The organism is Vreelandella mediterranea (assembly GCF_970647075.1).
In genome coordinates, this window is the sequence record NZ_OZ310198.1 from 1,389,148 (window position 1) to 1,404,167 (window position 15,020).

The following is a 15,020-nucleotide window of genomic DNA, read 5'->3' on the forward strand; positions in this document are numbered from 1 at the left end:
TATGCTTAGCCGGGTGAGTCATGCAAGCCACAACGCCACCGAGAAAAGGAGCGATCATGGAAGAGCCCGTTTACTGGTACGCCGTTGCCACGGTACTGCTGTTCGTGAAAATGTGGGCGACGGGTCTCTACCAGGGATTTCATCGCATCACCAAAATGACCTTTAAAACGCCGGAAGATGCGCGCATGGCGGGCAAGGAGCCTGCCCAGGAGGAGCTGCCCCAGGTACAGCAGGCAAGCAAAGCCTGGTCGAACGACCTTGAAAATATCCCCATTTTCCTGGGGCTGGGAGTGGCCTACGTAATGGTGGGGGCGGCGCCCGGGCTTGCCATGTGGCTGTTCATGATTTTTACCGCTGCGCGCTACTGCCACACGCTTTGTTACCTGGCCGCGCTTCAGCCCTGGCGCACCATCGCCTATGGCGTGGGTATGCTGTGCATGGTGGTGATGTGTGTTCAGATCGTACTCGCGCTGCCCTGATCGAAATCGGCCATACCCGGTTGAACGCGGCGCCATACACTGGGCGGGTGCTTTTCCTCCTGGGACCAGCGCCGGCGCAGCTGGCGCTCGTCGCCAAAGCCCGTCTCTTCGGCAATGCGAGCGAGACTCCATGGGGTTTCGATCATTAGCGCCCTGGCCCGCTGCAGGCGCAGGCCGCTAATGTAGTCGCCGACCTGCAGGCCGGTAAGGTGTTTGAACTGGCGCCGGAAGTGGCGCTCGCTCATGGCCGCTTGTGCGGCCAGCGCTTCGCTGCGCCAGGGGTGGGCGGGTGCCGCGCAAATGGCGTCTTGTACCCGGTGAATCCGCTCGTCCACGTGGTTGCGCCCCTCGAGCCAGGCACCCAACTGGGGTTCCTGGCCGCTGCGGCGAAGATACAGCACCATCTCCCGAGCCACCGCCAGTGCCAGCCCATGGCCCCCTACGCGGGTGAGCCAGTGCAGCATGGTGTCGATCCCTGTGGAAATGCCCGCGCTGGTCAGGTAGCGGCCATCTTCGCTAAAAATACAGTCGCCCTGAACGCGGGCCCGAGGTGCTTTGGCGCGCAGTTGCTCGAGTAGCGTGTGGTGGGTGGTGCAGCGCCGCCCATCGAGCAGCCCGGCATCCGCCAATAGCAGTGTCCCGGAGCACACGGTCATCAGCGTATCCGCGCAGGCCGCGTTGGCCTTTAGCCAGCCGATGCACTCCCGCTGAGCCTCAACGTCCAGGTGGCGGCGGTACTGGCCTGGAATCAGCAGCAGGTGCTGGTGGGGGAGTTCATCCGGTAGCGGCGCTATGCCGGAGAGCGTTAGCGGCCCCAGCCATTCAAGGGCGGCGCTGGGGCCGATGTAGCTAACGTCGATCTCCATCCTCAAGTGGCTGGCGCACTGCAATACCTGAAGCGGACCCACCAGATCCAGCGGTACCTGTCCGGGCATCATCAATACCGCCACCCCTAGGGTGTTGCCCCTTGGGGTGGGCGGCTGGCTTGGCGGGGGGCTATTCGTCACGTATGTTTCGCCACTCGTCGATCAAATCGTGAGTGTCGATAATACGCGCAAAGCGGTCTTCCAGCACGAGCTCCGTGCGCGCCTTGATATCCTCGGCGGACCAGGTGACGCCCTGGCGCGTCATGGGGAACGTAAGCGTAGCATCGCTTACAAAATCGACCACGAAGCCGAGATCCGAGGCCACGCGTGCGGTGGTTTCGCAGCACTGTTCGGTACGGATGCCGCTGATGGCCAAGCGTGAAATAGACCGCTCGCGTAGCCAGCGCTCGAGCCCCGTATCGCTGAACGCGTTATGCACGCGCTTGTGAAACGTGGCCGCAGCGGCGTCATCGAACCCTTCAAGCGGACGAATCAGGCCGTTTACTGGGTCGAACGGGCCCTGGCTTGCCGGCGCTTCATGAAAAATTCGCACCATGGGTAGGCCGTGTTGTTGGGCGGCGTCGAGCAGGGCGCGCTGGCGGGGGCGCCAGGTGTCGGCAAGGGCCTCGACCCAGTACGCCTTGGCGGGAAAAGAGGCCTGAACGTCGATCATCAGCAGGGCGGTCGTCGGGTTTTTCATGGTGAGCCTCGTGGGTCATGGAGGCTATAGCGTAAGGGGAGGGCGTGAGGCCTGCGATACACCCCGCGGCCACGAAGCGGACAGATTCGGACATTATGGCGTTGACGCTAAAAAAGTCGTTTTCGGGTCGACAACGCTTGGCAAGGACTTAGGATAAAAGGCTCGAATTTAGCCAACCTGCCCGAGTGAGCGACCATGACCGCCATTGCTGCAACCCCTAAGCCCCCATACTACGCCGTGGTATTTACCTCGATACGCACGGATGACGAACAAGGTTACGCCGAGATGGCCGCGCGAATGATGGAGCTTGCCGCCGAGCAGCCGGGGTTTTTGGGCGTGGAGTCGGCGCGGGAGGAGGTCGGGGTGACGGTGTCTTACTGGGCGGACATCGAGTCGATCAAGGCGTGGAAGGCCCACGCCGAGCATCAGGAGGCGCAGCGATTGGGCCATGCAAAGTGGTATGCGCAGTTTAAAACGCGCATCGCTAAAGTGGAGCGGGATTACGCGGGGTGATTGGTTGGCCCGGTGGGCGCGGGCATGAAGCCGCCGGGCCCTTTACAAGAGGCGGCTGGCCAGCGTTTGCATGAGCAGCCCCAGCATCAGCAACAAAACCCCGGCCACGATGCTGGTTTTTACCGCGTGGCGCTGCCACATGCGCTCTACTTCATGGCCAAAGCGGTAAACGAGCCAGGCGATGCCGTAGTAACGAAAGCCCCGGGCCAAAACGGCCGCCAGCCCGAAAAGCAGAATAGGGTAGCCGGAAAGCCCGGCGGTGATCATGGCCACCTGAAAGGGGACCGGCAGAATGCCGATGGCCAGAATCGCCGCGAACCCGTACTGGCCAAAAAACGTCTGAAACGCCTGGTAGCTTTGTTCGATCCCCATGAAGCCGATCAGCCAAGTACCTACGGACTGAAACAGCAGCATGCCCACCCCGTAACCCACCAGCGAGCCAAGCAGGCAGCCAAACGTCACCACGGTCGCCATGGCCCAAATGCGCGCCCGGTTGGACGCCATCAGCGGTATGATGATGAGCTCCAGCGGTACCGGCAAAATGATCGTTTCGAGAAACGAGAGCGTGCCCAGCAGCCAAAGCATGTACCGGGAGTGATTGAGACGCTCGAGCCACTGCTTTTGACCCGCCGAGAGAAGCTTCATGGCCTACATCGCCGGGTCTATGCGGCGGTAGAGTGATGCCAGTACGCTGTAAGCCCCAAAGGCAAAAAGCCCGAGCGCGACAAAGGCCAACAGCCACTGACCGTAGGCTTGGCTGCGTAGCGCGCTGAAGACTTCTTCGGTGCCGCCCGCTTCGCCGGGGCTGACCTGGTAGGCAGCGATCAAGAAGAAACTGCCCACAATGATGAAGACCCCGCCGCGGATCACTAGCCCAAAGCGGCATACCGGGTAGGCCCATTTTTTGGTCGCTTCAGCCATGCTGAAGTGCTTGTCGAACTTCGCCTTGTAGCCTTTGAAGGCATGAGAAATACCGGCCCCGATAATGGCAAGCCCCACCGCGCCGACGATCCAACGGCCCAGCGGCTGCTGAAGTAGCCAGCTCACCGCACCTTGCGAGCCGCCGGAGCCGCCGGATGACGAGGCGCCCAAGCGAAAAATCAGGCTGGCCGCGTAAAAGGCCAGCAGCGTATGAGTAATGGCACTGACCATGAGCCCGGCGCGAATCGCGACTCCCTTGGTATCGTTGCCGTGGTGGTCGGCATCCTTCAAGGCCTGAATAGAGCGCCACATGGCGTAGCCGAGTAGGCCAAGAGCGATGATGGCCAGCAGGACCTTACCAAAGGGTGCGCCCAGCACGCTTTCCAGGGCCCCCCGGCTCCCTTCGGTTTGCCCGCCCTGGCCGAACGCGGCCATGGCGGCAAGACCGCCGACCAGCAAGTACACGACACCCCGCGAGGCGTAGCCCATACGGGCGTATAACTGGATCGCGTCTTTATGGTCGGGCTTATTGGGAGATGATGGGGTCACGTAGTCCTCCTGATGAAAGGGTATGGCTCAACCGTCCAGTATGAGCCAACGCCAAAATAGGCGCTTGAAACAGTACTGTGTAAAGTAGGTGATGATACGCAAAAGACCTAGCGTCTGCGGAGTTTATTAACGTTTAAGCCTTGAGGAAAACCTTGTGATGAACGCATCGACCACGCCGGTGTTTTGGCGTATTGCAAAAATTGATGCCGGGCGCGCAGGATTCGGGTCGCCGCCCTGGGCTTGCACGCTTAAGCTTTAAAAAAACCGAGGACGAGGCGATGGACGACTACGCGCGTATCGAAAAGGCGATGGCCTATATGGTGGATAACGTTACCCGCCAGCCAGATTTGGCTACGGTGGCCGGGCACGTGCATTTAAGCCCCAGTCACTTTCAGCGGCTTTTTACTCGTTATGCCGGGGTATCGCCCAAGCGCTTTTTACAGGCACTGACCCTCGAGCGTGCCAAGCGCATCATGACCGCCACCGAACCGCTTTTGGACGCCGCCCACGCGGTCGGTTTGAGCGGGGGCTCGCGCCTTTATGATCACTTCGTCACCCTCGAGGCCGTTACACCCGGCGAATACAAGCGCCAGGGCGAGGGGCTTACCATCGAGTACGGCCTGCACCCAAGCCCGTTTGGCGAGGTGCTGGTGGCCATTACCCGGCGGGGAATTTGCCGCATGGGCTTCACCGGCGCGGTCAGCGCAAACGAGCAATTGGCAACGCTACGTGCCCAGTGGCCCGGCAGCGCGTTGGTCGAATCCGTGGAGGCCACCCGGTACGCCGTAGAGGGGCTTTTTGATTGCCGCCGCCCAGGCGAGGCCGGGCTTGCGCTACACGTGGCGGGCACTAACTTTCAAATCGCGGTATGGCGGGCGCTGCTCGCGATCCCCGAGGGGCGGCTTGCAAGCTACGGCCAGCTTGCCCTGGCGCTTGGCAAGCCCGGTGCCTCGCGGGCGGTGGGCAGCGCCGTCGGGGCTAACCCGGTGGCGCTTTGGATACCCTGCCACCGGGTCATTCAGCAAAGCGGGGCGCTGGGCGGTTACCGCTGGGGCGTGGCGCGAAAACAGATGGTGCAGGCCTGGGAGAGCAGCCAGTCGCATCTTGAAGCGCGCGAACAGGGCCTGGCGCTGATAGAGTGATGCATGAACCAACACAAGGAGCGCACCATGGAGATCAAGGCACTGCAGGCGGATATCACGACCCTCAACGTGGATGCGATCGTCAACGCCGCGAACCAGTCGCTTCTGGGCGGCGGCGGCGTGGACGGCGCCATTCATCGCGCCGCCGGGCGCGAACTGGTCGAGGCGTGTCGTAAGCTCAACGGCTGCGCCACCGGCGATGCCAAGCTGACCGAGGGGTTCAACCTGCCGGCGCGCTATGTGATCCACGCGGTAGGCCCGGTGTGGCACGGCGGCGAGCGTGGCGAGGCTGACAAACTCGCCGGCTGCTACCGGCGCGCGCTCGAACTGGCCGAGTCCGTCGATGCGCGCTCCATCGCCTTTCCCAGTATCAGCACCGGCGTCTACCGCTTTCCCATCGAGCAGGCCGCCGGGGTCGCCGTCGCCACGGTGAAAGAAGCGCTGAAGGCGGGCTCTTCGGTCGAGTCGGTCACGTTTTGCTGCTTCTCCGCGGATGATCTGGCGGTGTACGAGGCCGCGCTAGAGGCTTGAGCGCCTTGCCCGGTCAGTGCCCAAAGACCGACCACTCGGTGCGCTGAACGAATAGCTCGAGCGCCCGGGCGCCGAGCAGGCTGTTGCCGAACTCATCGAGGCCTGGTGACCACACCGCCAGGGCGCCGCGGCCCGGGGCGATGGCGAGAATGCCGCCGCCCACGCCGCTTTTACCCGGTAAGCCCACGCGGAACGCGAACTCGCCGGAGGCGTCGTAGTGGCCGCACATCATCATCAGCGAGTTGATACGCCGCGCCCGCTGGGGGGACACCACGCGAATATTGCGTGGCCGGTTGACGCCGTCGGAGGCGAGGAAAAGCCCTGCCCGGGCGAGCTGCTCGCAGCTCATGGCGATGGCGCACTGATGGAAATAGGTGCCCAGTACCTTGTCGACGTCATGGCGCAGCCGCCCAAAGGCTTTCATGAAGTGGGCAAGTGACGCATTGCGATCCTTGTGCGCCATCTCCGAGGCGGCGACCTGGTGATCGAAGAAGATGCTGGCGTCGTCGGCAAGATAGCGCACGAAGTTGAGGATCTCGGCCAGCGACACCCTGGGTTCGTGGCCCATCATGATGGCATCGACCACCGCAATCGCCCCGGCGTTGATGAACGGGTTGCGCGGCTTTCCACCTTCGTGTTCGAGCTGAACGATGGAGTTGAACGGGTCGCCCGACGGCTCGCGGCCCACGTTGGCCCACAGGCCGTCGCCGAGCTTGCCAAGCGCCATGGTCAGCGTGAAGAGCTTGGAAATACTTTGAATCGAGAAGGGGGTCGAGGCGCTTCCTGCCGAGAATGTTTCGCCCTCCACGGTGGCCAGGCTGATGCCGAACTGATGCGGGTCTACGCCGGCAAGCTGGGGAATGTAGTCGGCGACTTGGCCTCGCTCGGTCTCGAGGGCAAGTTGTTCGGCAATGTCGTTTAAAAGCGATTGCATAAAGCGGCGGTCGTTTGTCGTGAAAGGCTGGCAACCCTAGCGGAAAAAGCGGCCCTTGTCCTTCGATCTTGCGCTTTGATGGCTTTGCCGGTTTTGGGCGTTGCGCCGCCTGGCGTCGAGCGCTAGAGTTCGCCCTTTTGTTTGAGGCGCCGCGATGGCCACGTTGATGATTCAAGGGACCACCTCGGATGCGGGTAAAAGCACCGTCGTGGCCGGGCTTTGCCGTGTGCTGAAGCGCCGCGGGTTTTCCGTGGCGCCGTTCAAACCCCAGAACATGGCGCTCAATAGCGCGGTCACAGTCGACGGTGGCGAGATTGGCCGCTCCACGGCGCTTCAGGCCCAGGCCGCGGGGGTGGCGCCCCATAGCGACATGAACCCGGTGCTTTTAAAGCCCGAGAGCGAGCGCGGCGCCCAGGTGATTCTGCGTGGCCAGGTTCACGGCCCTATGCAGGCGCTGGATTACCACGCCTTCAAGCAGGTGGCCAGGCAAAGCGTGATGGCCGCCTGGCAGGATTTGAGCGCCCGCTTCGATGTCATCATCGCCGAAGGCGCGGGCAGCCCGGCCGAGATCAACCTGCGTCAAGGCGATATTGCCAACATGGGTTTTGCCGAAGCCGCCGATTGCCCGGTGCTGCTGGTGGGGGACATCGACCGTGGCGGAGTTTTCGCTCAACTGGTGGGCACCCTCGAGCTTTTGAGCGAGAGCGAACGCGCCCGCACCCAAGGGTTCATCGTCAACCGTTTTCGCGGCGATATCGCGCTTTTGAACCCAGGGCTTGCGTGGCTCGAGGCGCGCACGGCCAGGCCGGTATTGGGGACGCTGCCGTTCGTGCCCGGGCTGCTGCTGGACGCCGAGGACAGCATCGGGAAGGTCAACGCCGAGAAGCACGCCCAAACGCTCAATATCGTGATGCCGCGCCTGCCGCGTATCAGTAACCACACCGATTTCGACGCCCTGCGCCTGCACCCCCAGGTCTCGCTTACGTTTATTGGCGAAGGCCAGCCGATTCCACCCGCGGACGTCATCCTCCTGCCCGGCAGTAAAAGCACGCTAAGTGATCTGGCCTGGCTTAAACGCCACGGTTGGGCGCAGGCGATTACGCGTCATTTGCGCTACGGCGGACGGGTGCTGGGTATCTGCGGCGGTTTTCAAATGCTCGGCCAGTGGGTCGAGGACCCGGAGGGGCTGGAGGGCGAAGCGGGGCGAGCAAAGGGGCTTGGCCTGCTCGAACTCACCACGCGCATGGTCAAAGGCAAGCAGCTTCGCAATGTAGCAGGTGTCATGGTTGCGGAAGGGGTAAGTGTGACGGGTTACGAGATCCATAACGGGGTCAGCAGCGGTGCGGCACTCGAGCAGCCGCTGTTCGATTTGGGAACCCACCGGGACGGCGCGATAAGCGACGATGGCCAGGTGCTCGGCACCTACCTGCACGGCGTGTTCGATAGTAGCGACACCTGCCGGGCGCTGCTTAAGCGCTTGGGGCTCAGTGAACCGGTCGTCGTCGATTACCGAGCCCACCGCGAGCGCGAACTGGAGCGCCTGGCGGACACTTTAGAAGCTCATTTGGATATCGAGCGCATCACCGCGCTACTCGGCGTCAGGCCCCCAGCCACGGGCAGTGACTGAGGGCGTTTCTGACCAAGAGGTGTTACTCGCTGCCGGTATCCGCGTCGGGCTGGGTCGGCGCAGCGTCGCTTGCGGGGCGCTGGCGGCTCGCCATCAGGGTGATTTCGACGTTGCTGCCACCGCAAAGGCGGCTGGCCTCGGTGCAGGTGCGCGCCGGATAGCGGCCGGCTTCGAAAAATTCGGCGTAAACGCTGTTCATTTTCTGAATCTCGCCCAGATCCGTGAGATGGATATCCACGCGTACCACATCGCCCCAGTCGAGCTCTTCCTGGCGCAGCATCCGCTCTAGCTCGCGCATGACGCGGTGGGTCTCCTTGCTCACATCCCCCAGCACCGGTTCTTCCTCGGCGATGTCGGCGATGGTCAAACCGGAAATGAAGACGTAATGGTCGTCGACGACCATGTGGCTACCGGGAAAATCGGGCTTGGGCAGGGTCGGGTCGTTGATGAACTGTGGCATGGGCTCTCCTTGGCGGCCTGGATGAATCTTAAACGTTACATGTATCACGTCATGGGACCAGCCTGGCACATTAGGGTTCAATCCGCTTAACCCGCTGGCACCACACGTCTTAATGCTCTAGGCTTGCGGGCTTTGATGCCCGCGGGCCCTTTAAAACAGGTGCAACGAGAGAGCTTAATGAAGGTCGTTCAGATTAAAGACCCTAACGTGCGCAGCGCGTGCCTGGCAACGTTGTGCGCCAAGGTGTATGGGCAAAGTGCGGGGCTGACGCCGCTGGTGGTATTTACCGGCACCCAGAACGTGCTGTTCGAGCAGGAAGCGGCGCGGCTGGTGGGCGGTGTTGGCGCTGATGACGAGCTATTGGCGCTGGCGCTTTTGGTATTGGATGAGAAAGGCGAGGGCATGACGCTAAGCCTTGCCTGGGAGCAGGCGGAAGGCGCGAAGGCGCGACTGATCAGCGAGTTGAGCTTGAACGTGCCGCTCAAGGTAGTCGCCGATGACCCGGGCCAGGTGCCTTTTTACCAAGGGTGTGGCATCAAGCGCTGGTTCGAGGGGGAAAACGGCGAGCAAATTGGCCTTAATGCCCGCCATCCGGCCGAAAGTCTCGAGGCGGTATCGCCGACCTTGACGCTGGATCACGCGCTCATTCTGCGCCGCTTCAAGCACGACCCCAAGGCCTTTGAACGTGCCAAGCAGGCCTTTCTGGAAGGGCTCGAGAACGTGCCCAAAACGCTTTGACGCCGACTACCCATTGATGGCGACTAGCCAGGTTAGCGTGCCAGTTCGCGCATGGCCTGCTCCAGCCCTTCGACGGTCGTTGGATACATGCGCCCTTCGGTGATTTCCTGAACCAGCCGGGTAGAGTAGGTGTACTCCCAGGCGCGCGGCGGCGCAGGGTTTAGCCAAACGAGCTTTGGGAAATGCGCGGTCAAACGCTCGAGCCACACCCCGCCTGGCTCTTCGTTGAAGTGCTCGACGCTGCCGCCGGGGTGGGTGATCTCATAAGGCGACATGGCCGCATCGCCCACCACGACCACCTGGTAGTCCGCCCCGTAGGTGCGTAAAAGCTCTTCGGTGGGCAGGCGCTCGCTTGCCCGGCGGGCGTTGTTCTTCCACACGCCTTCGTATACGCAGTTGTGAAAGTAGTAGTACTCCAGCTGCTTGAACTCCGAACGCGCCGCCGAAAAGAGCTCTTCGCAAACGCGGATGTGGTCATCCATCGAACCGCCCACGTCCAAAAACAGCAGCACTTTAACGCTATTGTGTCGCTCTGGTCGCATCTGCACGTTGAGCAGCCCCGCATCGCGGGCGGTTTCGCGAATAGTCCCGGTAATGTCGAACTCCGAGCGCGCCCCCTGGCGGGCGAACTTGCGCAGCCGCCGCAGCGCCATTTTGATGTTACGGGTGCCGAGTGCCAGGCTGTCGTCGTAGTCGCGAAAGCGGCGCTCGTCCCACACCTTGGTGGCGCGACGATGGCGCGAGCCGTCCTGGCCGATGCGGATACCCTCGGGGTTGTAGCCGTTGGCGCCAAACGGGCTTGTGCCGCCGGTACCGATCCACTTGTTGCCACCGGCGTGGCGCTCTTTTTGCTCCTCGAGGCGCTTTTTGAAGGTTTCGATCAGCGCCTCGAGCCCGCCCAGCGACTCAATTTTGGCTTTCTCTTCATCGCTTAGCTGACGCTCGAACTCGCGGCGCAGCCACTCGTCGGGTATCAGTGCCTCGATACCGGCGTCCACACTCTCAAGACCCTCGAACCAGGCGGCGAAGGCGCGATCGAAGCGGTCGAAGTAGCGCTCGTCCTTGACCATGACCGTGCGCGCGGCGTGGTAAAAGGCATCGATATCGGCGAACACTACGCCGCGCTCGGCCACCGCGTGTAGATCCAAAAGCTCGCGAAGCGACACCGGCACACCGGCGCGCTTTAACGTTTCGAATAGGCCGATGAACATGGCTTAGCGCCCCGTGCCTTTTTGGCGGCGGAGCATGAAGGCCAGCCGCTCGAGAAGATGGGTGTCCTGCTCGTTTTTAACCAGCGCCCCGGCCATCGGCGGCAGCGCCCTGGCCGGGTCGCGGTTATAAAGCGCTTCCTGGGAGAGCTCGTCGCTCATTAAAAGCTTCAGCCAGTCCACCAACTCCGAGGTCGAGGGCTTTTTCTTGAGCCCCGGCGCATCGCGCAGCTCGAAAAAGACGTTGAGCGCCTCGGACACGAGCCTGGGGGCGATATCGGGGAAGTGCACATCGACGATGGCCTGGAGCGTGGCGCGGTCAGGAAAATCGATATAGTGGAAAAAGCAGCGGCGTAGAAAGGCGTCCGGCAGCTCCTTTTCATTGTTCGAGGTAATGATGATGATAGGGCGGTGCTCAGCGCGAATGGTCTCGCCGGTCTCGTAAACGTGGAACTCCATGCGATCCAGCTCCTGGAGCAGGTCGTTGGGGAATTCGATATCCGCTTTGTCGATCTCGTCGATCAAAAGCACCACGCGCTCGTCGGCGCTAAACGCCTCCCAAAGCTTGCCCGGGCGAATATAGTTGGCCACGTTTTCCACGCCCTCGACGCCCAACTGAGAGTCGCGCAGGCGGCTGACCGCGTCATATTCGTAAAGCCCCTGGGCGGCCTTGGTGCTGGACTTGATATGCCAGGTGATCAGCCTGGTGGAGAGCGAGCGGGCCAGCTCCTCGGCCAGTAGCGTCTTGCCCGTGCCCGGTTCACCCTTGATCAGAAGCGGGCGTTGTAGCATGACCGCGGCGTTGACCGCCTGCTTGAGCGCGTCGGTGGCGATGTATGAGGAGGTTGAATCGAACGCCATGGAGGCTCCTTTAAGAAAGTTCGTTCAAATGCGTTGAGGGCAGTTTACGTCAGCCACGAAGCGGCTACCACGGGTTAGCCGCCCGGAAAGCAGCAATGCTTTGTAAATTAAGCAGAAAGTAGCGCTTGGCTACGACTTTAGTGCTGCTTAATGAAGCGAGAAGCGCTTTTTTTGCGCGCTGTTGGTGCAGTACAGGGCGCGCTAAGGCGGCTGGCTGAAAGTTTTACCAGGCTTGTTTTTTTAAATGCATGATTTTTATATATTTTATTAATATTGGCACGTACCTCGCAATATATTAGGCAAGAAGCAGCTGAACAGAGTCACCGCTTAAACGACTCTCCCTTTACTGCTACGCCGCCCGAGCCGGGCGGCACACTGAGTGAGCTGGCGTGCTCCACCTGGGCCCCCTTCGGGGGGCCTTTTTTTTGTGCTTAAAAAAGCAGTCGTCATGTAAAAATATTATAAATATGTTCTACGCTTTATTTGGAAACAGTGTTCGATTGGTATATATTGTATAAGTAAGCCGGTCGAACCGGCGCCAATCCCTGGCAAAAGATAAAGGATGACTCCTATGAACAGCGTTAAAACGATTTCTGCCGCCGTGATTTCCGCCAGCGTCTTGATGGCGAGCCAAGCGGCTTTCGCAAGCCAGAACGAGGCGGGCGACATCTTCGTTCGCGGTGGTTTCGCCCAGACGGATACCGGCTCCAGTAACGGTAACGTGGCCGGTGATTCCCTGAACGTGCAAAGTGAAAACGGCTTCACCTTCGGTGCGGGCTACCTGTTCACGCCTAACGTCGGCCTCGAGCTCAACAGCTCCGAAAAATTCGAGCACACTTTGAACACTGGCTCGGCGGGTAATATCGGCTCGATCGATCGTCTGCCGGTCAACCTGTTGGTCAACTACTACCCGCTGGGTGGTTTTGACTCTCCCGTACAGCCCTATGTAGGCGCGGGTCTTAACTACACGCGTTTCTCTGGCGAGCCCAGCGACGTTAGCGTCAAGCACAGCTACGGCGCCATCGGCCAGGCCGGTGTCGATCTGGCCGTCACCGACAACGTCATGCTCAACGGTTACGTAAGCTACTCCGATGTAGACTCCGACATTCGTGTCGGCGGCGAGACCGTTGGCGAAGTCGATATGAACCCCGTTACCGTTGGTGGCGGCGTTACCTACCGCTTCTAAGCCTTCGGGTGGACAACGCTAGATAAGCACCATGACGCTCGGCAAACGCCGGGCGTTTTTGTGTATGTCCGGTTTGCAACGACGCCGGTCACGGTTAAAGGAGTGCCGAGATGCCCGCACAGTCTGTTGATACCCACTTAGCTGATACCCCCTCAGTTGATACCCACTTCGTTGATACCCACTGTCACTTCGATTTTCCCCCGTTTTTCGGGAACGAAACCCAGAGCCTGGCGTTGGCACGAGACGCCGGGGTGGAAAAGATCATTGCGGTAGGTGTCTCGGCGCAGCGCTTCGACGGCGTCATGGCGCTGGCCGAGCGTTTCGAGCCGGTGTATGCCGCGCTCGGCATTCACCCCATGGCGGTAAAGGAGGTGGAAGAGGGCGATCTCGAGCAGCTCGAGGCGTGGCTTCAACAAAAGCCCGACAAGCTGGTGGCGATCGGGGAAATCGGCCTGGATCTTTTTATCGAAGACCCCCAGTTCGAAAAACAGGAGGCGGTGCTGACGGCCCAACTGCGCCTGGCCCGCCAGTTCGATTTGCCCGTGATACTTCACTCACGGCGCACCCACGATAAACTGGCGATGCATTTAAGGCGCCTCGAGCTTCCCAGGGCCGGCGTGGTGCACGGCTTTGCCGGCAGCGAGCAGCAGGCGCGAGCCTTTATCGAGGCGGGGTACTTCATTGGGGTGGGCGGTACCATGACCTACGAGCGCGCCACCAAAACCCGCCGCACCCTGTCTCGCCTGCCGCTTTCCTCGCTTTTGCTGGAAACTGACTCGCCGGATATGCCCGTGCAAGGGTTCCAGGGCGAGCCCAACCGCCCGGAGCGTATCCGCCACATTTGGCAGAGCCTTTGTGAGATCCGCGACGAGTCGCCTTCAGAAATTGCGGACACCATTCGCGACAATAGCCGCCGTCTGTTTCGTATCTGAGCGCCGGCGCCTTTGCGCGGCCGCCGGAGCAGCGGGCCGGTGTTTAAAAGCGCCGCTTAAAGGCGCAACGTTTTAAAGCGTCAGGTTCTCGAAGCCCGATTCGGTGACCGCTACGTTATCCTCGATACGAATCCCGCCGCAGTGCAGCAGTGACGCCACCAAGGGCCAATTGATGGCAACGTCCTGCGCCTTGAGCGGGTCCAGCAGCATGGGGATAAAGTAGAGCCCGGGTTCGATGGTCACGACCATGCCGGGTTTGAGCGTGCGCGTCAGGCGTAGTGCCGGGTGCTCCTTCGGGGCGGGCATCGGGGTGCCGTCGGCGGCTTTGAGCCCGCCGACATCGTGCACCTGCAGGCCGAGCGAGTGGCCCAACCCGTGGGGGCAGAAAGCGCGCGTCACCCCCAGGCGCACGGCGCTTTCAGCGGTGTCCTTGTAAAGATCGAAGCTCACCAGAATATCCGCCAAGCGTTTGTGCATCTTTTCGTGCAGCGTCAGGTATTCGACCCCCGGCCCAATGCTTTTGACCAGTTCGTTTTTTAGGCCGTGCATGGCGACCACCAGCGCGCCGAAGGTTTCCGGGGCATCCGGGCCGACGTGGGTGCGGGTGATATCCGCACAGTAACCCCGGAAGCGATGCCCGGCATCTACCAGCAGGCTATGGCGCAGTTGGGGCGGCGCTAAATCGTAGTGCTGGTAGTGGAGCACACCGGCGTGGTCGTTGAGGCCGATGATGTTTTGATAGGGCACCGCGGATTCGCGCTGACGGCTTGCGCCGAGATACGCCAACTGAATGTCGAGTTCGCTGCTGGCGCCGATAAACGCGGTCTTGGCGGCCTGGTGGCCGGCCAGAGCCAGCCGGTTGGCCTCGCGTAGGCAGGCAAGTTCGTAGTCGGTTTTATAAAGGCGGTTTTCGTCCAGCGCGTGAACCAGCGCCTCGGGCATCACCTGGCCTTCAAGCGCCTGGCGTCGGCCCTCGTCCAGGCGCTCGATGTCACCGATCAACGCGGCATTTTTGGAGAGCGTGGGGGTGGGGTGCTCGCGGCAAAGCGTGATGTCGAACGCCTCGACCCAGGGCTCTTCGGGAAGCGCGGCGGTCAGGTGCCAGAAGTCGCTCGGAGCAAAAAGAAGCAGTTTGGGCTTTTTACCCGGCTCGATCACCACCCAGCTGTGCTGGGCATCGCTTAGCCCCACCCAGTGCATGAAATGGCCGTAGGCCTGGAAGGCGGGGGCGTGATCGTCGGCGAAGAAATTATCGGCGTGGCCGCTGTAAATCGCGACGCTATCGAAGTCAGTGCGTTGTAACAGGTCGGCGTAAGTGCGCTCGAGATGCGCCAGGTGTGCTTTTTGCAGTAACAAGAGTGTGTCAGACATAA

General features: G+C 61.3%; 17 protein-coding genes. 8 read left to right on the forward strand and 9 right to left on the reverse strand.

Annotated elements, in window-relative coordinates:
• Positions 1-56 precede the first annotated feature (56 nt).
• On the forward strand, positions 57-479 hold the full coding sequence (locus tag ACWFVE_RS06555; RefSeq protein WP_447528476.1) for an MAPEG family protein: 423 nt from the start codon (positions 57-59) through the stop codon (positions 477-479).
• On the opposite strand, the gene ACWFVE_RS06560 is transcribed toward ACWFVE_RS06555, so the two are convergent.
• Together ACWFVE_RS06560 and ACWFVE_RS06565 are read right to left on the reverse strand one after the other, a co-directional pair.
• Positions 455-1,486 carry a GlxA family transcriptional regulator gene (locus tag ACWFVE_RS06560; RefSeq protein WP_447528477.1) on the reverse strand — a complete coding sequence of 344 codons (1,032 nt, stop codon included), beginning with the start codon at positions 1,484-1,486 and terminating at the stop codon, positions 455-457. The two genes, ACWFVE_RS06555 and ACWFVE_RS06560, sit on opposite strands and share 25 nt — an antisense overlap.
• On the reverse strand, positions 1,476-2,045 hold the full coding sequence (locus ACWFVE_RS06565; protein ID WP_447528478.1) for an isochorismatase family protein: 570 nt from the start codon (positions 2,043-2,045) through the stop codon (positions 1,476-1,478). Before ACWFVE_RS06565 ends, ACWFVE_RS06560 begins: the two co-directional genes overlap by 11 nt.
• Positions 2,046-2,240: 195 nt before the next feature.
• Between ACWFVE_RS06565 and ACWFVE_RS06570 the strand changes: the two genes are divergently transcribed.
• Positions 2,241-2,558, forward strand: coding sequence for an antibiotic biosynthesis monooxygenase family protein (locus ACWFVE_RS06570; RefSeq protein ID WP_447528479.1), 318 nt, complete (start codon positions 2,241-2,243; stop codon positions 2,556-2,558).
• A gap of 42 nt (positions 2,559-2,600) precedes the next feature.
• Here the strand turns inward: ACWFVE_RS06570 and ACWFVE_RS06575 are convergent, their stop codons facing one another.
• Positions 2,601-3,203, reverse strand: coding sequence for a YqaA family protein (locus ACWFVE_RS06575; RefSeq protein ID WP_447528480.1), 603 nt, complete (start codon positions 3,201-3,203; stop codon positions 2,601-2,603).
• 3 nt (positions 3,204-3,206) lie between these two features.
• Positions 3,207-4,028, reverse strand: a complete 822-nt coding sequence (locus ACWFVE_RS06580) for a DUF1206 domain-containing protein (protein WP_447528481.1) — start codon at positions 4,026-4,028, stop codon at positions 3,207-3,209.
• 278 nt (positions 4,029-4,306) lie between these two features.
• Here ACWFVE_RS06580 and ACWFVE_RS06585 point away from each other — a divergent pair, with 278 nt between their 5' ends.
• Positions 4,307-5,170 carry a methylated-DNA--[protein]-cysteine S-methyltransferase gene (locus ACWFVE_RS06585; protein ID WP_447528482.1) on the forward strand — a complete coding sequence of 288 codons (864 nt, stop codon included), beginning with the start codon at positions 4,307-4,309 and terminating at the stop codon, positions 5,168-5,170.
• 3 nt (positions 5,171-5,173) lie between these two features.
• Entirely contained in the window at positions 5,174-5,701 is a 528-nt protein-coding gene (locus tag ACWFVE_RS06590; protein ID WP_447528483.1) for an O-acetyl-ADP-ribose deacetylase, read from the forward strand.
• Positions 5,702-5,714: 13 nt separating this feature from the next.
• Here ACWFVE_RS06590 and ACWFVE_RS06595 read toward each other — a convergent pair whose 3' ends face one another.
• A complete protein-coding gene (locus ACWFVE_RS06595; RefSeq protein WP_447528484.1) occupies positions 5,715-6,635 on the reverse strand; it encodes a glutaminase in 921 nt (306 codons plus the stop codon).
• 154 nt (positions 6,636-6,789) lie between these two features.
• On the opposite strand from ACWFVE_RS06595, the gene ACWFVE_RS06600 reads away from it, so the two are divergent.
• Complete coding sequence (locus ACWFVE_RS06600) at positions 6,790-8,262, forward strand: cobyric acid synthase (protein WP_447528485.1); 1,473 nt, start codon at positions 6,790-6,792, stop codon at positions 8,260-8,262.
• Positions 8,263-8,284: 22 nt separating this feature from the next.
• Here ACWFVE_RS06600 and ACWFVE_RS06605 read toward each other — a convergent pair whose 3' ends face one another.
• The gene (locus ACWFVE_RS06605; protein WP_447528486.1) at positions 8,285-8,722 is read right to left on the reverse strand and encodes a RidA family protein; all 438 of its coding nucleotides are present in this window, start codon (positions 8,720-8,722) and stop codon (positions 8,285-8,287) included.
• Between the two features lie 177 nt (positions 8,723-8,899).
• Between ACWFVE_RS06605 and ACWFVE_RS06610 the strand changes: the two genes are divergently transcribed.
• Positions 8,900-9,460, forward strand: coding sequence for a hypothetical protein (locus ACWFVE_RS06610; RefSeq protein WP_447528487.1), 561 nt, complete (start codon positions 8,900-8,902; stop codon positions 9,458-9,460).
• A 32-nt stretch (positions 9,461-9,492) separates the two neighbouring features.
• Here the strand turns inward: ACWFVE_RS06610 and ACWFVE_RS06615 are convergent, their stop codons facing one another.
• Both ACWFVE_RS06615 and ACWFVE_RS06620 read right to left on the reverse strand, forming a co-directional pair.
• Positions 9,493-10,671, reverse strand: coding sequence for a vWA domain-containing protein (locus tag ACWFVE_RS06615; RefSeq protein ID WP_447528488.1), 1,179 nt, complete (start codon positions 10,669-10,671; stop codon positions 9,493-9,495).
• Positions 10,672-10,674: 3 nt separating this feature from the next.
• The gene (locus tag ACWFVE_RS06620) at positions 10,675-11,529 is read right to left on the reverse strand and encodes an AAA family ATPase (protein WP_447528489.1); all 855 of its coding nucleotides are present in this window, start codon (positions 11,527-11,529) and stop codon (positions 10,675-10,677) included.
• Between the two features lie 571 nt (positions 11,530-12,100).
• Between ACWFVE_RS06620 and ACWFVE_RS06625 the strand changes: the two genes are divergently transcribed.
• Together ACWFVE_RS06625 and ACWFVE_RS06630 are read left to right on the forward strand one after the other, a co-directional pair.
• Complete coding sequence (locus tag ACWFVE_RS06625) at positions 12,101-12,715, forward strand: OmpW/AlkL family protein (RefSeq protein ID WP_447528490.1); 615 nt, start codon at positions 12,101-12,103, stop codon at positions 12,713-12,715.
• Between the two features lie 110 nt (positions 12,716-12,825).
• A complete protein-coding gene (locus ACWFVE_RS06630; protein ID WP_447528491.1) occupies positions 12,826-13,647 on the forward strand; it encodes a TatD family hydrolase in 822 nt (273 codons plus the stop codon).
• A 72-nt stretch (positions 13,648-13,719) separates the two neighbouring features.
• Here ACWFVE_RS06630 and pepQ read toward each other — a convergent pair whose 3' ends face one another.
• On the reverse strand, positions 13,720-15,018 hold the full coding sequence (gene pepQ, locus ACWFVE_RS06635) for a Xaa-Pro dipeptidase (protein WP_447528492.1): 1,299 nt from the start codon (positions 15,016-15,018) through the stop codon (positions 13,720-13,722).
• Positions 15,019-15,020: the final 2 nt, after the last annotated feature.